This is a genomic window from Lentimicrobiaceae bacterium (genome assembly GCA_023227965.1).
Classification (GTDB): domain Bacteria; phylum Bacteroidota; class Bacteroidia; order Bacteroidales; family JALOCA01; genus JALOCA01.
The window spans coordinates 1-24,431 of record JALOCA010000028.1; the positions used below are offsets into that span (position 1 = coordinate 1).

Sequence of the window (24,431 nt, forward strand, 5' to 3'; positions counted from 1 at the left end):
ATTCGTCCGCAATCGCCCGAAATGGAAATTACGAACGGAACAGCTAAAACCGATGAAAACGGAATGTTCACCGTAGATTTCACCGCCATCCCCGAAAAGAACCTGTCTTCCTGGCAGAAACCGGTTTTTGATTACACCGTAACTGCCGATGTTACGGATATCAACGGGGAAAGCCATTCTGGTGAACAAATAGTTTCAGTTGGTTACAATGCATTGATAATTAAGCTTGATATTCCTGAAAATGTCAATCGCAAAGCAAAATCTGGATTTGGACTTTTCACTACCAATCTGAACGGGGAAAAAGAACCGGCAAATCTCGAAATTACGGTTTCCCAACTCCGCCAGCCGGAAAAGATTTTCCGTGCACGTAACTGGGACCGTCCGGATAAGTTTGTGATGAGCAAAGAAGAATTCGAAGCTTCTTTCCCTTACGATATTTATGATAATGAAGATGATATTACCAAATGGGAAAAGAAATCTGTCTGCTTTTCAGGCAAAATGGATACCGGGAAAGATTCCCTGCTAACGTTTCCGGATTTCAATCGCTGGGAACCGGGGCAGTACGTTGCCGAAATAAAAACCCGCGATAAATTTGGCACGGAAGTGAAAACCGAAAAATACTTTACCGTTTTCCTTCCCGAATCCGGCGAAACGGCGACCAATAGCATGGACTGGTTTACCGAACTGAAAAGCAGCGGTGAACCGGGTGAAAAAGCTTCTTTGCTGCTGGGTTGTCGCGATAAAAATGTGAATGTATATTTTGAAACCGGCAGCAATCCCGCTTCCGGCGGACAGTGGTTAAAACTTAACCGCCAGCAGAAACTGTTTGAAATTCCGATAAAAGAAGAAAACCGCGGTGGAATTCCTGTTACTCTTTTCTTTGTGAAACACAACCGCATTTACCTGCATCAAACGATCATCGAAGTGCCTTACACCAACAAGATGCTCGATTTCGGTTTTGAAACTTTCCGCGACAAGCTGCAACCGGGACAAGCCGAAGAATGGCGCATCCGCATCAAAGGCAAAAAAGGTGAAAAAGTTGCCGCCGAGATGCTGGCTTCCATGTACGATGCTTCGCTGGATGCTTTCCGTCCGGCAGACTGGAATTTTTATATTTTCAACAAAAAAGCTTTTTTACAAAACTGGAATGCAAATGATTTTGGCATTTCTTGGGGTACTGTGATTGACTATAATGTCAATATCAACGAAAGTTTTTTACCGAAAATTTACGACCAGTTGAACTGGATGGGAATGAATTTTGGACATTCCAATCGCTTTGTGGGTGGCATGAAATCCATGGCGGCAAAAGGAAAAAACAGGGATGCAATCGTAGTAGAAGAAACGATGGATGTTGCCAATCAGGTTATCGTTGATAAAAAAATAAATGACGAAGGGAACAAATCTCAACCAGTTTCCCCGAAACAATTAGAGCAACCACTGCTCCGCCGCAACTTCAACGAAACGGCTTTCTTTTATCCTAACCTGCAAACAGATGAAAACGGGGATGTGCTGATCAGATTTACCGCCCCGGAATCGCTTACCCGCTGGAAACTGATGGGACTGGCTCATACCAAAGACCTGATGAACGGCCAGTTCAGTAAAGAGATTGTAACACAAAAGGAACTGATGGTGATGCCCAATGCCCCCCGCTTTTTCCGCGAAAGCGATACCATGACTTTCCAGGTTAAGATTTCCAACCTTACCAGCGAAGCCATGCAGGGAACCACTTCCCTCGAATTTTTCGATGCCGTAAGCATGCAGCCGGTAAATCTCTTTGCCACCGGAACGCAAAAAACACAGACATTTAATGCACAAAAAGGTCAGAGTGCCGTTGCCGGCTGGAAACTGATCATCCCGCAAGGAACTCAGGCAGTTGCCTACCGCATCACAGCTCAATCCGGTAATTTCAGCGACGGAGAGGAAAACACCCTGCCCGTTCTTACCAACCGCATGCTCGTTACCGAAACCCTGCCGATGCCTATTCCCGGCAAGGGAACGTATAATTTTACAATGGATAAACTGCTCCAATCTCCCTCCCTTGGGGGGACAAAAGGGGGTGGAAATGGTAAACTCACCCTCGAATTCACGTCCAATCCTGCCTGGTATGCCGTGCAGGCATTGCCTTACCTGAGGGAATCTACGTATGAATGTGTTAGCAACATCTTTAACTGCTACTATGCCAACAGTATCTCCACCTCTCTGGTAAACCGTAATCCTGCCATCAAACGGGTTTTCGACAGTTGGAAAAACACTACTCCTTCTGCATTTCTTTCCAACTTAGAGAAAAATCAGGAGCTGAAAAGCGCCTTGCTCGAAGAAACGCCCTGGGTGATGGAAGCCGCAAGCGAAAAAGGACAAAAACAACGGATTGCTTTGCTATTCGACATCAACAAAATGTCGGACGAACAGGGAAGCAGTTTGCGTAAGCTAAGCGAAAAACAATCTTCCAACGGCGGCTGGCCCTGGTTTCCCGGCATGCCCGAAGATGAATATATTACCCAGTATATCGTTACCGGACTTGGACATCTGGATCAGTTGGGCATCAAAGATATGATCGGCAACGCAACCACCTGGAACATGCTGCGGAATGCTGTACGATTTTTGGATAATCAGGTAAAGGATGACTTTACGAATATTAAAAAACAGGATACCTCCTACATGGAAAATAACCATCTCGACGGAATGAAAATCCAGTATCTGTATGCAAGAAGCTATTTCGATGCAACCATCCCGGCAAATAAACAGCAGGCGGAAGCCATAGCTTATTTCCGCCAGCAGGCGCAGAAATACTGGCGGCAGAACGATCTTTGCCAGCAGGCGATGATTGCCCTTGCCCTGCATCGTTTCGGCGATTCAGCGACAGCTAAAGCCATTTTGAGCTCCATTTCCGAAAAGGCATTGCATTCGGAAGAAATGGGAATGTATTGGCGTGATAATAAATCCGGGTATTTCTGGCACCAGGCTCCGGTGGAAACACAGGCATTGCTGATAGAGGCTTTCAACACCATCAATGGGGATAAAAAAGCTGTGGAAGAGATGAAAACCTGGCTGCTGAAACAAAAGCAGACACAAAATTGGGGAAGTACCCGAGCCACCGCCGAAGCAGTTTATGCACTCCTGAGTACCGGAAGAGAGATGCTTGCTACCGATAGCAAGCTTACAATCCAGGCAGGTAAGCGCATCATCGAACCGCAAAAACTGGAAGAGACTAAAATAGAAGCCGGAACGGGATATTTCAAGACTTCCTGGAACGGCGAGCAGGTGTTTCCGGAAATGGGGAAAGTTACCGTTAGCAAAGCCGACGACGGCATTGCCTGGGGAGCCATGTACTGGCAACATCTGGAACAGTTGGATAAAATAACTACTCAGAAAACGCCGCTTCAGTTGGATAAAAAGCTTTTTGTGGAACGCAACACACCTTCGGGCACTGTGATAGAACCGGTAAGCACGGCAACTCACCTAAAAGTTGGCGACAAGCTGAAAGTCCGCATCGAACTGCGCGTGGATCGCGACATGGATTATGTTCACATGAAGGATATGCGCGCTTCGGCTTTTGAACCGGTGAATGTTCTCTCCGGTTACCAATATCAGGGTGGTCTTGGCTACTATGAATCTACCCGGGATGCTTCTACCAACTTCTTCTTTAGCCGTTTGCCAAAGGGAACCTGGGTATTTGAATACGAACTGGTGGTATCGCAAAAAGGAGAATTCTCCAACGGCATCACCACCATACAGTGCATGTATGCCCCGGAATTTGCTTCCCATTCCGAAGGGATACGGGTGAAGGTGGAATAGCGGTTTTTTTAGAATGATACATTACGGTAATGCCTTCCGCCGTTACGGTGATAGTTTCCGCCATTTCGATAATGGCTTCCGCCGTTTCGATGATGGCTTCCGCCATTACGATGATGCCTTCCGCCAACGGAAACCATCATCATAATACTGTCTATTGGTTTTTTATAAAGGTTTGGCTAAATAGTAACCTGAGTTAGCGTAAGGTTGTAAACTATTCCTGTAATATTTCAGTATGTTACATTTCGCTGCAGGCGATTAATGTTAATAGAATGTTGGTTTTTTATAAAAGATTGTCCGTAGGGCATTAATTATTGATCTCCTGACGGAGAATCCACCAGAAATAAAAACCCTTTTCTATTGATATTAAACCCTTGACGGGTTAATAGCAAAACATGTTTTGTCCCGGACTCAGGTTATATAACTTTGTGGGTAAAATATATCTCCCAACTTCCTGCCATTATAATAAAAAAAGCCACTTCTGTCAGAGAAGTGGCTACATCGTTTTATGTATTGAGAAAAATATTTTAATAGAACATCCAGCGGTTGTCCTTAATGTTGGCGTTGTCTTTCATTATGGTGTATAGTTCACGGTTCACGGTTCCGGCAAAATTGTTGTACATCATAAAAGCATCCTGTTTGTAGTCGGTTTTAGCAGTGGGTTCGGTAAAGTTGTCAACAATTACAACAAACACACCTACGGTACCCTTAATGGGTTTTGACACTATGCCGGGTTTTAGGGTAAAAGTTTTTCCGATTACTTCCGTTTCGCGTCCGTATTGAGGCAAATTGTAGGTTGCAAATGTAATACTGATGGTATCGGTTTTGGCATTGAATTTAGCGGCAAGCTGGTTAATGTCTTTTACCGATGCCATGGCACTGTTGATTTGCAAAGTCAAAGTTTCAGCTTTTTTATCACGTTTTACAAGGGGTTCAATTTGTTGTTTAATTTGTTCGAGGCTGGCGATACCTTTCTCGCGGATTTCTTTTAATACAGCTACCACATATGAACCTTCGACATCAAATACCTGCGAAATGCTGCCTTTTTTGGTATCTTCGTGATATGCCCAGCGGATGATTTCCCTTGCATATTTGATACCGGGGATGGTATAATCCATCTGACGGAGATATTGAGCGTTGCGTTTGTTGAGCCCTTGCTTTTTAACGGTATTTTCAAAATCGTCAGCCGTTTTCAATCCGCCCTGGAATGAACTTGCTTTTACGTAGGTCTCCTGAAAGGTTTGGTTGCTAGGTTCAATTTTTAGGTCGAGCATTGCCACTTTTACATTTTTTACCGGTTCTTTTTTACCGGTGATTTTTATAACATGAAACCCGAATGGTGATTCGCATTTAACGATATCACCGGTTTTCCCGTTCATTACAGCGTTGTTAAAAGCAGTAACCATGGTTCCGTCGGCAAACCAGCCAAGGTCACCACCGTTGGATTTTACACTTTGGTCGTCGGAAAGTTTTTTTGCAATAACCTCAAACTGTGAAGCATCACGTTTAATCAGCATCAGTAGGCTGTCTGCAATCTGGCTTGCGCGTTCCTTGGTACGGTTTATTTTTTCGCGAACCTGAGCACCTGTGTAGCTTATAAGGATATGGCTTGCTTTCATTGAGTCGGGCCGCATTTGTACATCCACCAGTTTGGCAACATGAAATATGTTGTTTTCTTCGTAGGGTCCATAAAAAGTACCTATTTGTGATGAAAACATTACAGAATCAATACGAGGAGCTAAAGTGCCTTTTTTGTGCCAGGTACTGTCGAAGCGGCTATCAGACACTGCATTGATAAATGATGGAACCTCGTTGGTAGTTTTAAATTCTTCGTACAGTTTGCCTACTTCCTCGGTTATTTTTTTTCGGTCTATTTCAGAAGGAAGAGCTTCAAACACTATATAATCAATATCACGGCTATCTTCCTGTTGGTAGCGGAATTTATTTTCGTTATAATATTTTTCGTAATCAGCGTCAGTGAGTTTTATTGTGTTATCTGCCAGGTCACTATATTTTGCAGCAAAATACCGGATAGAAGCACTGCGGTTTTTGTCTATGAAATCCATTTGGGCGAACGCCTTAGGTACATAGTAACCTTTTGAAATCAGGTTTTTCAGTTTGGTTTCTATCCTGTCCTGTTTTATGGCTTTTTCTATGTACAGATATCTTTCCTTCATCTGGGGTTCCACTTTATCAAGGTTTTCGAGGAAGTTTTTTACCAATGCCGGATCAAATATTCCGGTTTGTGGATCTTTAAAATTCTGCTGGATATACATGTGTGGATGCTTACCCAGGATCTGGTCTTCCAGTTCGTCCTCAGATACAGCAATACCGAGTTCATCATATTCTGCATTCATCAAAACATCGTTAACCATTTGGTCCCATGTGGAATTTCTGATGTTAAAATTTTCTTCTGCGCTAAGATTTTCATTACCGCTGTTGAGTTTTCTCAGGTTAGTATTTTCATCCACTTTTGCATTATAATCGGTTATACTGATAGCTTCGCCGTCAATTTTACCTACATTGTTGGATCCTTTGGAGCTTTTGCGGCTGAAGTCGCCAAGAATAAAAGCTGCTAAAGCTATGCCGATGACAACCACAAGTAGTCCTGAGCGTTTTCTGATTTTTCCAATAACTGCCATTTGTCTGTTAATTTTTTGGGAGTTGCAAATTTACAATAAAAATAATTGAACAAAAATTTTTTTAGACTAAGGTTAAATAACTTATAATAAGAAGAATATATAAATTTAATGTCAAATTTTCGTTATTTTAACAAGTTCAATCCTGTTTTCGCTTGCATTTAGAATGGTAAAAATGAAGGAATCTGTTACGATTTCATCATTTTGTTCAGGAATTTTTTCGTGCAGATGAATGATAAGTCCGGCTAAGGTTTCATATTCGTCGGAAACGGGAAGCGAAAGTTTAAACTTTTCGTTGAGATGATCTATTTCAAGTCTGCCGGAAAAAATGAATTCGTGCTTACTGAGTTGTTTTTCTTCCCTTTCGGGAAGGTCGTGTTCGTCGTATATTTCTCCGAAAATTTCCTCAATGATATCTTCCATAGTAACCATTCCCGATGTGCCGCCAAATTCGTCAACAACCACGGCTATGCTCTTATGCTCCCGGATAAATGTTTGGAGCAGATTTTCGGCGGGCATGGTTTCGGGTACTATGAGCAATGGGTGCAGAATGGAAACGATAGATTGGGGTTTCCCAAACAAATCATGCGAATGGGCATACCCCACAATTTCATCATTGGTAAGTTTATAAATCAATATTTTTGAATGCTTGCTCCGGATAAACAGTTCGTGCAGGGCTTCTATGGGTTCACCTTGTTCAATGGCAACAATTTCGTTTCGGGGTACCATGCATTCCCTGAGTTTCACCTTATGAAATTCGATGGCTTTATCCACCATAATCAATTCCTGCGAGATGTCGCTTTGCTCAATGTTACGTGCTGAAAGTTCTGCAAGGTAATGATCGAGATCTGTAGTACTGAAAGTATAGTTTTGTTCTGTTATTTTAACTTTAAAAAAAAGGTTGAGTAGTTGTTGAGAAAGTTTTGTAAAAAAAATATTTACCGGGTACAGCAACAGATAAGCCAGATAACTGGGTACCGATAACATTCGCAGGGAAGAATTGGGGTTAATACGGAAAAGCATTTTAGGGATAAATTCTGCGGTAATAAGGATAAGCAGGGTGGAAATTACAGTTTGTGATAAAAGGATAAAAAACTTAGTATGCAAATTGCCGGGAAGAAAGTTGTTCAACCAATGGAACAATATATCGCCCATTGCCATTCCGTAAATTACAAGCACGATGTTATTACCTAATAGTAAAGTAGAAATAAACCGTGAGGGTTCTTTCAGAAAACCGGAAAATATTTTCCCCGAGAAAAGTCCCTTTTTCCGGTCAATTTCCATCTGTAGTTTGTTGGCACTAACAAATGCAATTTCTATTCCTGAAAAAAATGCAGAAAAAAGAAGAGTAACCGCAACAACAAGCCAGCCTTGCATACAGTGTAAAAATCAAAACAATAATAGTAATTTTATTCGTTAACGTAAAAGATACCTCTTACTTTTTTTATTTTCCATTTATCGAAACCTTCATCGGATACCAATCCTTCGCCATAAATGATTTTGTCAGGAGTGCGTATGGTTACAAAACGGTCGGAAAAAATGGTTTTTTTGCGTTCGTCCCAAACAAGGTGCTCGGTGGTAAGTTTCTCTCCTTTCAGCTTGTTAAAGAGGATAACGTTCCCAGTAGCTTCCATCATTCTTCGTTTTTCATATTTAATGCCATAATTAGCGGTGAGTTCGTTTTTTTCGCGATGCAAAGAATCGTACATTACCACTTTCAAACTTTTGGGGAATTTATAATAGGCATCTTCGCCCGGGTAATTGATAAGGAAGGGACTGGTGAGCTTGAATTTCAGCATACCTGATTCGCTGTAAAATACTTCAATGTTTTTAGCGGTTTGTACAGGAACTGTATCGGTTTGGGTAACTTTTTTCACTTTTTTCATGCTATTTTCACACGAAAAAGCCATGAAACAAACCAGAAGAAAGATAAATGGTAATATAAATGGGGGCTTAATCATATTTACTTTTCACAAACCAACGTTCGTACAGCGAAACACCTATCCCGATTTTAAAGTAGTTATCCTGTATAAGGTCGTGAGAGGTGGTTCCCCTTCTTCCTAATTCAAATCCGATATTGATGATAGATTTCGATTTCCGTAGGGGCAGGCTAAATCCTGCGTGCACCCCGATTTCGTCAATTTGCGTATTACGCAGTTCGAGGTAGTTTTTAGCATAATGTGCTCCTATGCGGTATTCTATGCGGTCAAAAAGTTGGGGAAGTATCATTTTCTTTGGGCAATATTTAAATCCGAGGGCGGCACGCCAACTATTTAAAAGATCTTCATTTATATCGAAATATTCATATTTTTTCCAATTTTGCCATTGATAATCCGCACTTGCCATAAAAATATCCGATAGGCTGTAGGAAAACCCTACTCCCAGAGTTTGTGGCAGAGTAATATGGCTGTCTTTTTCTTCCAATCTAATGGTATCTTTTATGTAAATAACATCATTATCACCAAGTATATAACTTTCGGCAAGCAATTTATCCGTTGCGTTTATCTTGGTTGCCAGGCTGTAAGTAATTCCTGCTCCCAGTATAACGTCTCCCTGCATTTTTTTATGATACTGTAAACCGTAAGTAAAAAGAAAATCATGTACATAAATTTCTTGTTTATCTCTCGAATTAAACATGTAAGTAGAATCGGGAAATTCAATTGCCGAAAGTCGTTCGATGGTTCCGAAAAGGAAAGTAGCATTTACCCCAACAGAAAGGTTTGGCGTTAGTTTAAAGGCATTACCCCAGTAAAACTGGTTTATTCCACCCGAACCTTCATATTTGTAACGAATGCTTACCGGAATAATAGAGTCGTGCCCATACGAAAAATCTTTAATTTGCGCATCGTAAATTTTATAGCCAACTTGGCTGAAAGGAAGCAGCCCAAAACTGGTTCGCCAGAAGCTGGCAACCGGAAAGCCGAAAAGCAAATTATTCAAAGATGTATAATTGGATTTTTGGCTGAGAGCATTTGTTTTCAGTGTGGAAAAATTACTCGTAAAACCGGCATCGAATATAAAAGAAGTAGTGTCGAAAGCTATGTAAGAAGCCGGATTAGCATAGTTAATGCTTGAAGGTCCCTGCAGGGCATAACCTGATAATCCCATGGACAAATTACTTATATTTGTGGCTGTAAAAATATCGCCCACACCAAAACGGGAATAAGGTGAACTGGGGCGATTCTGTGCGAAGGTGCCTCCGGTAAACAGCAAACAAAGAAATACAGGTAAAAAAAGTTTAGTGGTTATTTTTTTCAAGGTAAACAGTTAATAGGTGGTTAAGACCGGTAAGTACTATATTTGGGATTGCAAAGATGTTATTTTTTAACCTTTTCTCAAAATATTCCATATCACCCCCGCTAAGAATTACTTTTAACGGGGTAAACAGGTTTTTATAATAATTGGTCATCCCGTCAATCTCAGCAGTCATTCCGTTGATAACTCCCGACATAATAGATTCTTCGGTAGTTTCGCCTATTATTTTTGCAAAGGGTTTATGAACAACTAACGGCAATTTTCCGGTAAAAGTATGCAACGCCTTGTATCGCATTTGCAAGCCCGGCGAGATGGCTCCACCTAAATAAATTTCTTCCCTACTTACCATATCGTAAGTAATACAGGAACCTGCGATGATAATAAGCACATTTTCGGAAGGGTATAAGGCTTTTGCGGCAACGGAAGCTGCCAGTCGGTCGTTACCCAAGGTATCGGGTGTTTTATAGCTAATTTGCAGTGGCAGAGAAATATCTTTGGGGTTATCAACAAAAATGTAATGGTTTTTAAGAAATTGTTTCACCGCCACAGGATAGGCTTTTACCGACGAAATGATGGCTGCACGGGTTTGAGGATACTGTTTCTGCAGCTTTTTCAGAAGGAATACCGAAAGGCTTTTTTGTACAAATAATTCCTCTAACGTATTTCCCCGGTAAAAAGCAATTTTGGTAAGTGTGTTACCAATATCTATTACAAGATTCATGACAATGGAAATGGCTGTAAAATTAGAAAAATCAAGTATGAATGAATAAGAAAAAATATTTTTTTGGGAATAAAAACTATTCCTATATTTGCACTCCCAAAACGTTAAGGGTGTCGTAGCTCAGTTGGTAGAGCAACGGACTGAAAATCCGTGTGTCACTGGTTCAATTCCAGTCGACACCACCCGAAGACCGGTACTTTTTCAAAAAGACCGGTTTTTTTATTTTTCAACATAAACATCCCGAAGAAATTGCCATAGCATAATCACCATCGGCTATGGCTTTCCGGAATGTTTTACCACGATAAATGATTTTAATATCCACCTTACTTTTAAGAGAATTTGCCTGTGCAGCGAGATACACATAATCGCCTGTACCAGCCTCAAACTGATGTTTCCAGTTTTTGTTTACCTGGGGAAGCTGGCATGTTTTTTCGTCTTTACACTTATAAGTAAGGTTAAAATCACCCTTTGAACAATGTACTTTATAAAGTACTGTTCCGGCTTTTTCGGTACTTTTGCCTTGAAAAGAAAATAGTCCCATATTCATCATTTTTAACCCGCTAAATATAATACATTTATGGATGCGATGCAAGTGCTGCTCGAAAGAAGAAGTATAAGAAAATTTACCACCGAAACAATAGCTGAACCATTGATTAACAAGCTACTCGAAGCTGCCATGTTTGCCCCCTCTTCTATGAACAAACAACCCTGGCACTTTATTGTGGTACGCGAAAGAGCATTTTTAGACCAGATTCCCTCTTTGCACCCCCATGCTAAAATGATTTATAAAGCTCCGCTTGTTATTATAATTTGCGGAGATAGCACGATAGAGCCAATAGAAGCTTATAATGCTATTAATTGTGCAGCAGCAACGCAAAACCTATTGCTGGCAGCCTATGCGTTAGAATTGGGAGGCGTATGGCTGGGTGTATATCCCAATGCAGAACGGCTGGAAAATATCCGAAAACTTTTCAGCTTACCTGATACAATTATTCCGGTTTCGATGGTAGCTATAGGTTACCCTGACGAAAAAAAAGAACAACCCCATCGTTTTTTCCCCGAACGAATTCATTGGGAAAAGTGGTAGTCATTCATGTTAATAAAAAGGCTGTTTCAAAAAGTTCGAAACAGCCTTTTTTGCAGATAATCAATTAACCTTTCATCCTTTCTGTAAACGTAACCTGTTGCGATACGAACGATTGGATTTACGACGTTTGATGCGGATTTTCATCACATAGACTATGAAATACATAGCCGGAACAAACACCAAGGTAAGGAAGGTTGCAAAACTTACTCCAAAAATAATCGTCCAACACAAGGGGCTCCAGAAAGAGACATTATCTCCTCCGAAATAGATGTCGGGTTTTAACTCAGTAAACAGGGTTACAAAATTAATATTAAACCCTACTGCAAGGGGTATCAGCCCTGTAATACAGGCGGTAGCCGTAAGAACAACCGGAGTAATACGGGTTTTTCCGGCTTCCACTATGGCTTGACGAGTTTTCATACCTTTTTCTTTCAGGACATCGGTAAATTCTACAAGGAGAATCCCATTGCGGACTACAATTCCTCCAAGGGCTACAATTCCAAGTCCGGTCATTAGAATTGATACCGGCATGTTAAAAATTGCAATGCCGAAAAATACACCGATAATACTGAATAACACCTCACTAAGTATAATAAAAGCTTTACTGATGGAATTAAACTGGCTGATGAGGATAAAAAAGATTAACCCGATGGCAACAAGCATGGCTTTTCCAAGGAATGCTGAGGTTTCATTTTGTTCTTCCTGTTCACCTCCTGTAAATGAAATTGTAACATCATCGCTTTTTTCGTAATTTTTAGTAAGTTGTTTGATATTTGCCATAACTTCATTTGCCGAAAAACCCGATAAAACTTCGGAAGACAGTGTAATCATCCGCTTGAGGTCTTTCCGGTTTATTCCACCGTAGGTGTTCGAATAATCAATGCGGGCAACCGAAGAAAGGGGAATCTGGCGCATCTGACCACTATTCATATCGCGATAGGTAATTTTTAGGTCGAGCAGGCGATTGATATTTTCACGTTGTTCTTTTGCGTAGCGGATATTTATTTCGTACTCATCTTCATTTTCCTTGTATTTGGAAATTTCTTTTCCAAAAACAGCCGAGCGTACTTCCATAGCTATCTGCCCGGTCGAAATTCCTTCATGATTGGCTCTTTCGCGGTCAATGTTAATCACAATTTCGGGTTTAAATTCTTCAAAATCAGATTTTAAACGCTCAACACCAGGAACCTGCAATGAATCTAAATAATTTTTGTAACGGTTGGCTTCCTTGATGAGGTTTTCTAGATTTTCACTAGTAACTTCAATATTAATAGGTTTCCCGGTAGGAGGACCATTTTTTTCTTTTTCCACCACAATTTCGGCTCCTGGTATTCCCTGGATTTCCTTTCTGATTTTTTCAAGAACTTCAGTGGTATTGGCTCCGTGGCGGTATTTATGTTCAACAAAATTGACTGTAACTTTTCCCAAGTTCGATTGAGCATTAGTTCCACCAAACATGTTTGAACTGGCACCTATAGCCACATTTGAAATAACCGACTCGACAAGAGGATTTTTTTCTCCCAGAACCTTGAAAATACGGTTTTCCACTTCCATTGTAATGGAATCGGTAACCTTCTGGTCTGTTCCTACAGGTAATTTGATATAAATATACACCTCATTGGGCTGATTATCGGGGAAAAATAATATTTTAGGTGAACGTATCCCTAAAACAATAAAGGAAAGAAAAAATAACCCTACAATAGTCCAAAGTAAATGATACGGACGGCGACCTTTCATAAAATAACGAATGGTACGTTCGTAAATTTTCATGAAATATGGCCATATTTGGTTCTGGAAAGCAGAAACCCAGTTTTTTAACAAATAAAAATACAAAAGTATAAGCAATGAAACGAAAAACATGAAGTTGCCCATTCCTGTCCATCGGAAAAGATGGAAAAGTAAACCTATGCTTATGAAAATTACCACTCTTACAAAAATCTTCTTTTTATCAACCTTGCCTACGTTTTCATCGTATTCGTGCTTCATAAACGATACTGCAAAAACCGGATTGATAATGTAAGCTACAAACAATGAAGCAAATAGGGTAATAATAACCGTTACCGGCATGAAATACATGAATTTACCTACAATGCCAGGCCAAAATGCAAGTGGAAAAAACGGAGCCAGTGTGGTGAGTGTCCCCGAAAATATTGGGAGAAACACCTCGCCGGCAGCATGTTTGGCGGCTTTTACAATATCTGTTTCGTAGCGATGTAGCCTGTGTGTGTTTTCAATTACCACAATTGCATCGTCAACAATGATGCCGAGGGCAAAAATAAATGAAAACATTACCATCATATTCATAGTAAAACCAATTCCAGGCATTACCATATAAGCTACAAATATTGAAAGAGGTACAGATAATCCTACAAAAAAGGCATTCCCGAATCCCATAAAAAACATGAGAATAACAGTTACCAAAAGAAAACCAATAATAATGGTATTATTCAATTCTTCGAGAGTACTTCGGGTGTAGCGCGATTGGTCGCCGGTAACAGAAACTTTCAGATCGCTGGGAAATACTTTATTTTTAAGATCATTATTTATAATATTTTTAATTTCATCGCTGGCATTCAATAAATTTTTGCCACTTTTTTTAACAACATTCAGCGTTATAACATTTTCTTTGTTAAAGCGGGCAAAACTTTCCTGTTCCTTAAACGAATCGAGTACCTGGGCAACATCTTTTACGTAAATTACTGCCCCGCTGGTGGAGAGAAGTACAATATTTTCAATTTGCTTTGGGTCGGTAAACTGTCCGCGGACACGTAATGAACGTTTCATTCCGTCAACCGGTACATTTCCTGCCGAAACGGTAACATTTTCATAAGCAATTGCATTTTCCAGATCGCCAAGTGTAACTCCGGCAGCCTGCATTTTATACATGTCAACATTGATCTGAATTTCGCGTTCTAAAGCCCCTACTATGTCAACACGGGTAATTTCGGGTAGTTGTTCTATCCTGTCCTGGGCTTCTTCGGCAAATTTTTTCAGACGGGCAAGATCGTAATTACCCGAAATGTTGATATACATGATAGGAATTTCCGAAAGGTCAATCTCCATAACATTAGGCTGACTTGGCAGGTCGTTTGGCAAGTTGGGGATAGCTTTATCCACTGCATCTTTTACTCTTTGCTTGGCATCGGCTTTGGTAATGCCGGTATTGAATTCTACCGCAATAGTCGAAAAATCCTGCACCGAACTGCTGGTGATTTTTTTAACATCATTCAATGCTTTCAGCTCTTTTTCAACTGGGCGAGTAACCAGATTCTCCATATCCTCGGGGGAGGTGCCAGGATAAGGTGTGGTAACCAACATAGTCGGAATTACAATTTCCGGAAAAGATTCTTTGGGAAGACTTTGATAGCTAAACAAACCCAAAATGGTGATAAAAATGGCAATCACGTATATGCTTGTTTTGCTGTCAATAGCCCAGCTGGTAGCAAAAAACTCCTTAAACTTATTTTTTTTCATCCTTAATTAATTTGATTGTTTAAAGTCTTGATACAAAATATTTTCAGAAAGTTAATATTTTACAAGCTGTCCTTCATTCAAATCTTGGTATCCCATGGTGATAAGTTTGGTTCCTTCGGTAAGTCCACCGATAATTTCAGTTTGCCCATTATAGTTTACTCCTGGGGTAATTGTTTGTTTATAAGCAATTTTTTTACCGTTTTCTTCTTTCGCCATGAAAACAAATTGTTTATCGAACGATTTTTGAACCAGATTCATAGGAATGACGATTGCATTTTTAGAAGTATAATCATTGATTTTTAAAACAGTAATCATATTTGCCTTAAAATCAATTGCGCTTCCGTTAAGCCGAACTTCTACCGTGAACGTTCTGTTAATAGGGTTGATATAACGGCTGGCAAAATTGATTTTAGCAGGAATTTCTTTGTTAAAATCTGGGAAATATACCATTACATTATCTCCCGATTTCACTTTTGGAGCGTACGCTTCTGCAATTTCTGCCACTACTTTTACACGCGAAAAATTTACCACACGGAAAGCAGGATATCCCGGTGAAGCCAATTGCCCGATTTTTATGGGAATTTCTTCGATAGTTCCATTGATGGGTGATTTAACGCGAGTCATTTCAATTTGTTCTTCAATGGTTTTGATATTTTCTTCCATACTTTCCTTATTGGTTTTTGCAGTAAGGTATTGCACTTCTGAGCCAATTTTCTTTTCCCATAGGTTTTTTTGTTTAATAAAAAGGTCGTTTATCAAGTTATACTGAGCCTTGGTTGCTTTCAGACTTTGCAGCAATGCTTTATTATCAAGTTCGGCTAATAATTGTCCTTTTTTTACCGATTGTCCTTCTTTAACATGGATAATGGTTACAACGCCCGCCGTTTGAGGAGTAACAGCCACATTGTCTTCGCCGTCAATTTTTCCTTGTACCTCAATATAATGGTTAAAGGTTATTTTTTTTATGTCAGCAACGGCAACACTTTTAATTTCGCCAATTGCAACATTCCCTTTTGAGGAACTAATTTCGGCTTCGAGAGTTTTAATTTTTTCGGCAATTTTATCGTGTTCCTTTTTCAATTTTGCCAACTCGGCACTTTTATCGGATGGTTGACTGCATGAAAAAGCAAGAAAAATAATGCCAGCAAATAAAATATTTGTTTTCATATTATTTAGAGATATTAATAATTATTTAATGCTTTAGTTAATTTTGATTTTGAATTTAATAATTCAAGAAGTGTATTAAAGTAGGTGCCTTGTGATGTAAGATATTGGTTATGTGCTTGTGTAAGATCGAGGCTGGATGTAACTCCTTCGTGGTATTTTAAAAGGTTTTTTTCATAAATTTTTTCAGATAATTCCATGTTTTCTTTATCATTTATATATTGATCGGTGAATGTTTTCAACGATGAACGGTTGTTTTCCACATCAAGTACAAGACCCTGCTTCACTTGTTCGATAGTAGTGTTTATTTTCTGTAGTTCAATTTTATCCATTTTTACCTGCGTGCTTCTGATTCCAGAACTCCATAACGGAATGTTAAGGCTAAACCCAAGAATATTGGTTTTAAACCAATCCTGCCCGCTTTCAAAGAAATTGAACTTATTGCGTTGTGCATTCCATTCATAGCTGTAAAAAGCTGACATTGTGGGCAAATAAGCATACCTATCCTTTTTGAGGTTAAGTCCCAGTAGTTGTTTTTGTGTGTTGAGCGATTTAATATCAATATGCTTATTATAATTCAACTGTTGCTGGACAAGATTTTCGGCAATGGCATCGGCTACAAGGTAGTCCAATTTATCGGTCAGGTCAATTTTTTCGGTGATACCAAGCCCCATCTGGTATTTTAATAAGTTATAAGCAAGTTCTATTTGCCGGTCAACCATATTTTGTTTGCTTCTGAGCGAAGAAACCATCAATTGCAACTGATCGACATCTGAATCTTCAACAAATCCGTTATCGTACAATTGCTGTGTTTCGTAGAGAGTTTTGTTCAGGTTTTCAATGGAAGCTGCCAAAACACGACGGTTTTCAAGAGCTACGAGAATAAGATAATACGACTGGGCAACGGTTTCCTTTGTTTCGATTTCGCTTTTTGCAAGACCGTTTTGAGAAAGTTCAACATAAACTTTTGCAGCCTGTAATCCTACAATATACGATCCGTCGAAAATAAGCTGACTGGCGGTGATATTGGCAGTTGCCGTATGTTTTGAGCCAAATTGTACTTTAAATTTGTCACCGCTCATAGGAAGCATCTGATTGGTATCTATCAGTCCATGTTCAAGCAAAACTCCATCAACAGCAGGAGTTAAAAAATTTGGCATGAGCTGGGTTGGTATGTTGATAAAATTATTATACGAAACGGAGGCGCTTACCTGGGGTAGTCCGATACCAGTAGTTTGATTAACACGGAGTTTGGCAATTTGTATATCGCGGACGGCATTTTGAGTTTGATATGAATTTTTAATGGCATATTCCTGGGCTTCTTTCAATGAAAATTTTTTCAACGGTTGCTCCTGTGCCCAAGATGAAGACACAAAATATACCATACCTGATAAAAATAAGAAAAGAAATTGAATTTTTTTCATAATTTATAAATTAAAATTAAGATTATTTTTCTGTTTTTCATAGTATTCTATTCCTTTCGCATTTGAAATGCCACGGATATGGTTATCAAACATAGCCTTGAATACTTTCTCGAAAGATCCTTCTCCGGAGAGAATAAAATCAGGATTGTGGAAATCTGCCAGCCGCTGAACATATAAACGAGCAACTAACTCAATATCGAGATCGTTTCTGAAAATATCCTGTTCAATCCCTTTTTTAATATTGCACTTGATTTTTTCAAAAATATGGTCCCGTTTTTTTTCAAAAAACTGTTTATAAATTTCCGGATAAAATTTTTGTAAATCAAAAGTAATTGAAGGATTGAACTCTTTTAATTCTTCACACACTTTTTTACTTACGGTGAGTAGAATGTCAATAGCATTACCTTTTTCCAGAATATGTGCATCTTCAACCTGGCTGTGTAATTCAAAATTATAATTTAAAATTTTACTGATAAGATCCGCCTTATTTTCAAAATATTGATACATTGTTTTTTTTGATATACCCATTTCGCGCGAAATATCGTCCATAGAAATGCTTCTGATGCCATATTTCTGAAATAGTTTGGCAGATTCAATTAAAATTTTTTTCTGTTTTTCATCCATGGTTTTTAAATTTCGGCGGCAAAATTAAAACCAAAAAACGAAAGAAACAAATAATATTAAAAACGTTTCCAGAAAAAATATGTTTCCGAGGTGGACATAAAAAAACCGTACTGAAATTTCAATACGGTTTTTAATTAAAAATGTACTAATAATCAGCCTTATTTTTGAAAAATAATTTTAAAGGTAGAGTGTACATTTTTGCTTTCAATAATTAAATAGTACACACCATCCGATAAATAACTCAGGTCAATCTGATTGTTAATTTGTCCGTCAACTTTAAGGTTTTGTTTTTCGTAAACCAAATTATTCAGTGTATTAACAATTTTCAGGTTGTATACTGAAGGTGTAATAGCGTTTAGTTCAAGAATGAAGCGTCCGTTGGAAGGATTCGGATACAAGCGAACATTCAAAGGATTATTCGGATCAGAAATTCCTTCTGTACTGTAAACGGTCATTGCAAAACCCGGAGAAGCAACGGTTTCACCACATTCGTTAGTAGCGCTTACCGTTACATTGGCAATGCCAGAGTATCCATTAGTCCAGTTCACAACGGCAGAGGTAGTATTTCCGGATATGCTACCAGCCTCTGAAGGTGAAAGTGTCCAGTTGTAACTATCAGCATCCTGAGCGGCATTTACCATAAAGTTGCTTACTTGTGTTGCATAAAGATTGATTGAATCGTTTTCGCTTACAGGAGCCTCAGGAGTAGCGGGGATATTATTAATGGTAAGAGTAATACTTTCTGAAGTTGCAGGATTACCTGATGTGCAGAACAGAGATGAAGTTAGTTCGCAGCTTACAACATCATTATTTGCAAATGCATTGTAAGTTAAAGTATTTGTGTTATCTCCGATTGCACTTCCATTAAGTTTCCAAGAATAAACGGGGGTATCGCCACCATTTACAGGAGCAGCAGTAAATACAACATCCTGACCGGCGCAAGCGGGATTAGTATTAGCTGCAATGCTTACGCTTACAGCAACCATTTCGCTTACAGAAATAGTCAATTCGTTGGAAGTTGCAGGATTACCTGATGTACAAACTTCATTGGAAATCAATTCGCATGAAACAATATCTCCATCGGCTGGGATGTAAGCATAGGTTGGAGAATTTTCTCCCATCTGTGTTCCGTTAACCATCCAGCGGTATTCGGGTTCTGTTCCACCGTTTAAGCCTTCAGCAGTAAATGTAACCTGTGTACCGGTGCAAACACCCATTGCATCAGCAGAAATTGTAACGCTTACGGGCAAATTTGGAATGATTTCGGTGGTGATGGGTTCGGCAGTTGCAGTATTTCCTGCTGTGGTACAGGTTTCGCTCGAAGTGAGTGTACAAGTTACAACATCTCCATTTACAGGAATATAAGCAAAAATATTACTGTTAGTTCCTACATTAGCGTCATTTACAGTCCATTGATAAATGGGTGCTGCTCCACCATTTTGGGCAATTGCTGCAAAGTTGATGGTTGTACCTTCGCAAACGGCTCCTGAAGGCTCGGCTTCTACTGCAACGGCTACTTCAAGGTTAGGATTAACCTGCATTGAAATAGCATTTGATGTAGCAGGATTTCCGGTAGTACAAACTTCGTCTGAAGTTAGCTGACATGTGATGATATCGTTATTTACAGGAGTATATTCAAATGTTTCGCTATTTGTGCCTGCATCGGCTCCATTTACTTTCCATTGATATACTGGTGTGGTTCCACCGTTTACAGGAGATGCTGTAAATATAACCGGGGTACCTTCGCATATAGTAGTACTTGCATTGGCAACAATAGAAACACTTACAGGTATACTGGGATTTACGCTCATGGTAAGTGGTTCGGATGTAGCCGGGTTGCCAGATGCACATTCAGAACTTGAGGTAAGCACACATGTGATCACATCATTATTTATAGGAGAGTAAATATAAGTAGCACTGTTAGTACCTACATTAAGTCCGTTCTTTTGCCATTGGTAAGAGGGTTCTGCTCCACCATTTACAGGGGCAGCTATATAGGTTACTGAAATGCCTTGACAAACTGTCGTTCCCGGATCGGCAGTAACACTAACACCCACGGGGAGGTTGGAACTAACAACAATGTAATCGGTTTTTAAAGCTGTATTGGATTGTGAACCGTCAGAAACGGTTAAAGATACATCGTAATTACCCGATGTACTGTACACTATGCCTGTGGGGTTTTGTTCAGTAGAAGTCGAAGGATTTCCGCCCTCAAAAGTCCATTCCCATGAAGTTACTGTTCCAACAGTTTCATCGGTAAAGTTAACAGAGCTACCTTCGCATACACCGGTAATATTAGCGGTAAAATTGGCTGTAAGGGGAGCTCCGCCTATGGTAACGGGCGCAGAATAACGGTAGTAATTTTGTTTGGTAATTGTAACCCACATTGTTGATCCCTGTGCTTGCTGAGGAATAGTAATAATGGTTGAACCTATGGTTGCAGTAGCAGTACCTATAATTTGGTCGTTAACGGTTAATGCAATGAAAGCACCGGGAGTGGCTGTAACAGAAAAGGTTGTGGCTGTGGTTGCCATAGTATTATCATGACTTACAGCTAATTGTTGAGGAACATCCCAGTACACCCAATTGAAGGCATCGCCATGGTAATGGAAAAGTTTATGAGTAATGGCTTTGACGTTTGTATTGTAAGGCCAGTTTGACTGCTGGAGGAAGTATTTTCCGGCGGCATTACCAAAACAGGGTCTGAAATCCCTTGAAGCCGGAGTAGATCCGTATGCGGGCATAAAATTAGGCCACATATTATCGTACATTCCCCAGGCATAAGTGTCATTTACAAAAGAATATGAAGTTTCGGTAGGACCTACAAAACCTAATGCACCTGAATTTTGACCAATGTGAGTATATCTGTGGAATGCTTCTCCAAGACAATTTCCGCTATAATTAAAGGTTCCGGTTTCGCAGTTGATAGTAAAAATAAAGGTAAGGTCGGTATTGGTAAGAGCATTTACATTGGTATTTGAATAAGCAGGTTCGCCCCAGCCCTGGTAATAACCATGGTCGCGGTGTTGCAGCATGAATGCACCTGAGTTTATGGCATTATTAACCATTGTAGCTGTTCCTCCTGACCATCCTCCTAAGGACTGTGGAGTTGAGGGGATGTAATTTAAACCATTAGGTCCAAAATAATTGATAATAGTAGAGGTATTGGAAGCTGTTGACCAAGGGTCAACATTGGGGTTACCTTCGTAAACAGCATTAATACGAACGGGGTCTTTACCTAAAACATCTTTCATAAACCCACCCACGATTTCGGAACAAAGCTGGAACCAGCGTTCCGTTTGCCAGCCTAAAGCGGTAATAGGATGGTTATAAAAATCGGGATTGGTTGGCGGGTTACGTTCGTAATTTAAAAATTTAGAACAAAGAACCTGTAATTGAGTAGGTGTATTTGCCGTAAGGCGTGCAAAACAAATATCCGGAAGTAAATCACCAGTTACGTCGGAAAAAGGATTATCGGAAATGTAAGGGTTATATCCGCCCGGATGGTCGTTAAGGGTTTGGGATATAATGTTTTTTGCACCATCGGTGCCATAGTCTGCCATCAGCAAACACGCAGAAGGAACAATATCCCAGGTATTGTAAGCATTGTTAATGTAATTTTCAATGGCAGCAGAGGTGTTTCCTCCAACTTCGGTAATGGTAACTATTTTGGTTAGAATACCCTGGCGGGTACGGAATATACGGATTGAATCTGCCCATTGACCAAATTCGGCATTAGTGGGACGGATAATCAAATATTCGCAACCCTGTTCACGGCTACCATTCTTTTTGTAGGAATCTGCGAGTTTTTTATCGTAATCAATTTTGGGCAATGAACTGTAATTTAATATATTATCTTCTAATATAGGATCAAAATAGCGACTGCGCAGGCGATCTTCACCAAAATGATTATTTCCGCCTTTGAAGGAAATTTTTACTTTCAGGTCGCGATAAACTATAAGATCTTTCGTAATAGGATTATACTGGAATGGTGTGATTCCCAGCATAACTGCATCAACTCCCCTGAGAGAAGTAACTTCCGATATCAATATCGGTTTTTCGGGGTAAAAGGCATTTTTTGTATAAATTTTCCGATCTTTTTCATACACCATTTCCTTTTTTGTGTCGAGAGGAATTTTCGGTGCAGGAGCAATATTCACATTATGTATTGTTTCGGTGCGCTGTGCAGTAATAGTAAGCACAGGGGTTGCTCCCTGGGGAATGGCAATATAACGACTGCCACCCGGCAGGTTAGGGGCTCCTTCGTTGTTGAATAGAAAATAGCCCGGAAGTTCTACGTTCAGCATTCTTTCACCTTTTATCATTTGATCAGTCAATGAAAAATCGGTAACAGAATACGTTACTTCAACATCAGAAGCATCGGAATTTACAAGGTTGTAACCTGCTTTTCCCCAACTGTCGTTGTAAGTGAAGTGATTTTGCTGCGCCATAACTGTAAAAGACAGCATTATGGCTAACAACAGAAAAGTAAATCTGGTTTTCATTTTTTATGGATTTATTATTGTTTTTATTATTATTTTATTATGAGTTTTCGTGTGATTAGTGAGTTTCCTTTTCTGAGTTTTACGATGTAAATACCTCCCGGTAATTTTTTACCGGCAATATTTTCACCATTGAAATCAATGCTGTAAATGCCGGGATAAACTGTACCCGAGGAAAGATTTTTCACTATTTCTCCAGTAAGATTATAAATGTCCAAAGATACAAAACATTTAGTTTCTACTGAATGTTGGAGTGTAGATTTTGTATCCATAGGATTCGGGTAAATAATAAAAACATTGTTATTCAATAATATATCATGGGTTCCTACGGTAGAAATTAATAAAAAGTCTTGCAAAATCTGTTCTCCGGAGGTTATCTGCCGGGTATAACAGGAAGTGTCGAAATTAGGCGCCCAAGCGCAGAGTAAATAATTTCCTTCCGGAATATTTGTAAAAGAATATGTGCCATCGGCACCAGAAATGGTATTGAACTCCTCATCTGATGGAATTTGGCTTAAAGTTATTGTTGCTCCGGCTATTGGCAACCCTGTTTGCTGCGAAGTAACCGTTCCGCTTACCGAACCGGTTCCAGGAATTTGAATTTTGGGTAAAATAATGTAGTCAACCCAGGCACAATCGCTTCCGCCTACTGTGCCTACATCTTTCGAGTACACCCAACGAAGATTGTGTTCGCCGGCTGTTACGGGAAAAGATACTTCAGCCCAGGGTGTTTCGCCCGACCATTGTCCTTTTAGCTCGTCATCAATAAAAAATTTAAGGAAATCGTAATCGGCTTCAGAGGAAGTTTTACGGAAAAAAGATATTGATCCATTCTGAAAAACATTTGCTTCTAAAAAGAGTTCTGAGGATTGGCTGTCGCCGATGCTTCCCGAGCCGGAGCAGAACGTTCCTTCGTAAGGATCTGAATCAGATATTGTCCATTGCGAATTTCCTGAAAAGTTCCAGTCGAATTTTTCAAAATTTCCGGTTTCCCAGTCTTCAACGATAATTCCTATCATAAACTGCATTTCGTAAGAATTAGTGTAACTTCCTGAATTGGCTGAAAGGTCAAGCTGGAAAACTACTGTTTCGCTGGCAGGGGTATTTTCTTTTGCCTTACAAATAAAAGTCAGTGTATCGCTGTTTCCCGGCATTATTACTTCGGAAGTTGCAGAAGCTGAAATTAGTGAAATATAGGTGGTGTCGCAGGAAATTATTGTCGAAACATTTTCTGCTGCAATATCTCCGCTATTAGCAATAATTACATTAATATTAACTGTTTCGCCTGGATCCATTCTTTTGTTTCCGTTGCCCGAAAGGTCGTCAACGTTGTAAGAAGTAAGAAGCAGGTTGGTTCCAAGGGGTTGTTCAAGACCCTGAATAGCATCAATATCGAAACCAGCATTTGGTGCACTTGCCGAACCGTCGCCGTCGTCAACAATTTTAAAATAACGGGCTTCGGTTACGAGAGGAATATTTGAAAGGTCGAATTCGGTGGTGCCGGTGCCTTGCCCAAGAAGTTGCCAGGGTCCATCGAGCGATTGTCCTGCATAACAGCTAAAACCTTCGGGAGAGGTGTCGCCTTCTACAATTTTAATGTCGTTTCCGGTAAGATTGGGTATTGGAGTACCCATATCAACGGTAATCCACCCGTTTTTCCCAAGCGAATAATTTATAAAATCGGCAGAGCCAAGAATTGCCGGAGTGTAGCCTTCGTCGGAAAAATTATTTCCGGGCAAAACTACTCCG

At 39.8% G+C, this 24,431-nt stretch carries 15 protein-coding genes and 1 tRNA gene; 4 read left to right on the top strand and 12 right to left on the bottom strand.

Going from position 1 to position 24,431, the window contains the following annotated elements:
- Together M0R21_09805 and M0R21_09810 are read left to right on the top strand one after the other, a co-directional pair.
- Positions 1 to 3,795: hypothetical protein (locus M0R21_09805; protein ID MCK9618114.1), on the top strand; the 3,795-nt coding region annotated here is incomplete at its 5' end.
- A 29-nt stretch (positions 3,796 to 3,824) separates the two neighbouring features.
- Positions 3,825 to 3,992 (top strand): hypothetical protein, encoded by a 168-nt coding sequence (locus tag M0R21_09810; protein ID MCK9618115.1) that lies wholly within the window; start codon positions 3,825 to 3,827, stop codon positions 3,990 to 3,992.
- Between the two features lie 327 nt (positions 3,993 to 4,319).
- On the opposite strand, the gene M0R21_09815 is transcribed toward M0R21_09810, so the two are convergent.
- From M0R21_09815 to M0R21_09835, 5 genes are all read right to left on the bottom strand, one after another.
- Entirely contained in the window at positions 4,320 to 6,434 is a 2,115-nt protein-coding gene (locus tag M0R21_09815; GenBank protein ID MCK9618116.1) for a SurA N-terminal domain-containing protein, read from the bottom strand.
- Positions 6,435 to 6,545: 111 nt separating this feature from the next.
- Positions 6,546 to 7,808: a hemolysin family protein gene (locus M0R21_09820; GenBank protein MCK9618117.1), complete on the bottom strand. Its 1,263-nt coding sequence runs from the start codon at positions 7,806 to 7,808 to the stop codon at positions 6,546 to 6,548.
- Between the two features lie 32 nt (positions 7,809 to 7,840).
- Entirely contained in the window at positions 7,841 to 8,317 is a 477-nt protein-coding gene (lptC, locus tag M0R21_09825; GenBank protein MCK9618118.1) for an LPS export ABC transporter periplasmic protein LptC, read from the bottom strand.
- Between the two features lie 67 nt (positions 8,318 to 8,384).
- Entirely contained in the window at positions 8,385 to 9,689 is a 1,305-nt protein-coding gene (locus M0R21_09830) for a hypothetical protein (protein ID MCK9618119.1), read from the bottom strand.
- On the bottom strand, positions 9,670 to 10,407 hold the full coding sequence (locus tag M0R21_09835; protein MCK9618120.1) for a type III pantothenate kinase: 738 nt from the start codon (positions 10,405 to 10,407) through the stop codon (positions 9,670 to 9,672). The genes M0R21_09830 and M0R21_09835 overlap by 20 nt, the downstream gene beginning before the upstream one ends.
- 109 nt (positions 10,408 to 10,516) lie before the next feature.
- Between M0R21_09835 and M0R21_09840 the strand changes: the two genes are divergently transcribed.
- Positions 10,517 to 10,589, top strand: a tRNA-Phe gene (locus M0R21_09840).
- A 44-nt stretch (positions 10,590 to 10,633) separates the two neighbouring features.
- Here the strand turns inward: M0R21_09840 and M0R21_09845 are convergent.
- Positions 10,634 to 10,948: a hypothetical protein gene (locus M0R21_09845; protein ID MCK9618121.1), complete on the bottom strand. Its 315-nt coding sequence runs from the start codon at positions 10,946 to 10,948 to the stop codon at positions 10,634 to 10,636.
- 36 nt (positions 10,949 to 10,984) lie between these two features.
- Here M0R21_09845 and M0R21_09850 point away from each other — a divergent pair, with 36 nt between their 5' ends.
- Complete coding sequence (locus M0R21_09850; protein ID MCK9618122.1) at positions 10,985 to 11,494, top strand: nitroreductase family protein; 510 nt, start codon at positions 10,985 to 10,987, stop codon at positions 11,492 to 11,494.
- Between the two features lie 72 nt (positions 11,495 to 11,566).
- Here the strand turns inward: M0R21_09850 and M0R21_09855 are convergent, their stop codons facing one another.
- From M0R21_09855 to M0R21_09880, 6 genes are all read right to left on the bottom strand, one after another.
- A complete protein-coding gene (locus M0R21_09855; protein MCK9618123.1) occupies positions 11,567 to 14,968 on the bottom strand; it encodes an efflux RND transporter permease subunit in 3,402 nt (1,133 codons plus the stop codon).
- 51 nt (positions 14,969 to 15,019) lie between these two features.
- Complete coding sequence (locus M0R21_09860; GenBank protein ID MCK9618124.1) at positions 15,020 to 16,135, bottom strand: efflux RND transporter periplasmic adaptor subunit; 1,116 nt, start codon at positions 16,133 to 16,135, stop codon at positions 15,020 to 15,022.
- A 14-nt stretch (positions 16,136 to 16,149) separates the two neighbouring features.
- Positions 16,150 to 17,556, bottom strand: a complete 1,407-nt coding sequence (locus M0R21_09865; protein ID MCK9618125.1) for a TolC family protein — start codon at positions 17,554 to 17,556, stop codon at positions 16,150 to 16,152.
- Positions 17,557 to 17,559: 3 nt separating this feature from the next.
- A complete protein-coding gene (locus M0R21_09870; protein MCK9618126.1) occupies positions 17,560 to 18,180 on the bottom strand; it encodes a TetR/AcrR family transcriptional regulator in 621 nt (206 codons plus the stop codon).
- Positions 18,181 to 18,338: 158 nt separating this feature from the next.
- On the bottom strand, positions 18,339 to 22,685 hold the full coding sequence (locus M0R21_09875) for a C25 family cysteine peptidase (GenBank protein MCK9618127.1): 4,347 nt from the start codon (positions 22,683 to 22,685) through the stop codon (positions 18,339 to 18,341).
- A gap of 29 nt (positions 22,686 to 22,714) precedes the next feature.
- On the bottom strand, positions 22,715 to 24,421 hold the full coding sequence (locus M0R21_09880; protein MCK9618128.1) for a carboxypeptidase regulatory-like domain-containing protein: 1,707 nt from the start codon (positions 24,419 to 24,421) through the stop codon (positions 22,715 to 22,717).
- Between the last annotated feature and the right edge of the window lie 10 nt (positions 24,422 to 24,431).

Bases quoted from the DNA above. Each gene is read 5' to 3' on its own strand.
- lptC (MCK9618118.1), bottom strand. From the start codon at position 8,317: ATGAAAAAAGTGAAAAAAGTTACCCAAACCGATACAGTTCCTGTACAA.
- M0R21_09850 (MCK9618122.1), top strand. From the start codon at position 10,985: ATGGATGCGATGCAAGTGCTGCTCGAAAGAAGAAGTATAAGAAAATTT.
- M0R21_09870 (MCK9618126.1), bottom strand. From the start codon at position 18,180: ATGGATGAAAAACAGAAAAAAATTTTAATTGAATCTGCCAAACTATTT.
- M0R21_09860 (MCK9618124.1), bottom strand. From the start codon at position 16,135: ATGAAAACAAATATTTTATTTGCTGGCATTATTTTTCTTGCTTTTTCA.
- M0R21_09875 (MCK9618127.1), bottom strand. From the start codon at position 22,685: ATGAAAACCAGATTTACTTTTCTGTTGTTAGCCATAATGCTGTCTTTT.
- M0R21_09835 (MCK9618120.1), bottom strand. From the start codon at position 10,407: ATGAATCTTGTAATAGATATTGGTAACACACTTACCAAAATTGCTTTT.
- M0R21_09815 (MCK9618116.1), bottom strand. From the start codon at position 6,434: ATGGCAGTTATTGGAAAAATCAGAAAACGCTCAGGACTACTTGTGGTT.
- M0R21_09845 (MCK9618121.1), bottom strand. From the start codon at position 10,948: ATGGGACTATTTTCTTTTCAAGGCAAAAGTACCGAAAAAGCCGGAACA.
- M0R21_09865 (MCK9618125.1), bottom strand. From the start codon at position 17,556: ATGAAAAAAATTCAATTTCTTTTCTTATTTTTATCAGGTATGGTATAT.
- M0R21_09810 (MCK9618115.1), top strand. From the start codon at position 3,825: ATGCCTTCCGCCGTTACGGTGATAGTTTCCGCCATTTCGATAATGGCT.
- M0R21_09855 (MCK9618123.1), bottom strand. From the start codon at position 14,968: ATGAAAAAAAATAAGTTTAAGGAGTTTTTTGCTACCAGCTGGGCTATT.
- M0R21_09820 (MCK9618117.1), bottom strand. From the start codon at position 7,808: ATGCAAGGCTGGCTTGTTGTTGCGGTTACTCTTCTTTTTTCTGCATTT.